General features: G+C 60.6%; 1 protein-coding gene. It reads left to right on the top strand.

The genetic code is table 11. The annotated features are described in order from the left end of the window. Window positions 1-55 precede the first annotated feature (55 nt). The coding region (locus OQK_RS01250) for an ABC transporter ATP-binding protein (RefSeq protein WP_016770753.1) at window positions 56-691 on the top strand (636 nt) is incomplete at its 3' end.

The raw sequence follows: 691 nt of genomic DNA, 5'->3' as shown, positions 1-691 counted from the left end.
CGTTCTTTGTCACTGCGGACTACACCTTCTAACGGTGTTGGACTTGAGAGACTCGATGACTTCGCTAACCCTCACCGACCTCAACTGGTCCCCCACAGGCCACTGCCATCACCAATTCCACCTGCGTGACGCCAACCTGCAGGTTGGTGCAGGGGAGTTTGTAGGGCTCATAGGGCCCAATGGCAGCGGCAAGACCAGCCTGTTGCGCTGTGCGTACCGTTTCAGTAAGCCGGCGCGCGGTGACGTGTTGCTCGACCACCAGAATGTGTGGAAGCAAAGCGCGAAGTGGTGTGCACAACGCGTCGCCGTGGTGCTGCAGGAATTCCCCGAGGCGTTCGGCCTGCGTGTCGATGAAGTGGTCGCCATGGGCCGCACGCCCCACAAGGGGTTGCTCGATGGCGATACGTTGCACGACCAGCAACTGATCCAGCAGGCACTGGAATCGGTCGGCATGCAAGGCTTCGAAGACCACGCCTTCGCCACCCTTTCCGGCGGAGAAAAGCAGCGTGTGATCCTCGCCCGCGCCTTGGCCCAGCAGCCGCAACTGCTGATCCTCGACGAACCGACCAACCACCTCGACCCGCGCTATCAGCTTGAGCTGTTGAAGTTGGTCAAGCGCTTGAACATCGGCACCCTGGCGAGCATTCACGACCTCAACCTGGCTGCCGCATTCTGTGATCGCCTGTACGTG

The sequence above is a fragment of the Pseudomonas sp. R62 genome, from assembly GCF_000257605.1.
Classification (GTDB): Bacteria; Pseudomonadota; Gammaproteobacteria; order Pseudomonadales; family Pseudomonadaceae; genus Aquipseudomonas; species Aquipseudomonas atacamensis.
The sequence above is the reverse complement of the archived record's forward strand: the minus strand, read 5'-3'. Positions and strand labels throughout refer to the sequence as shown.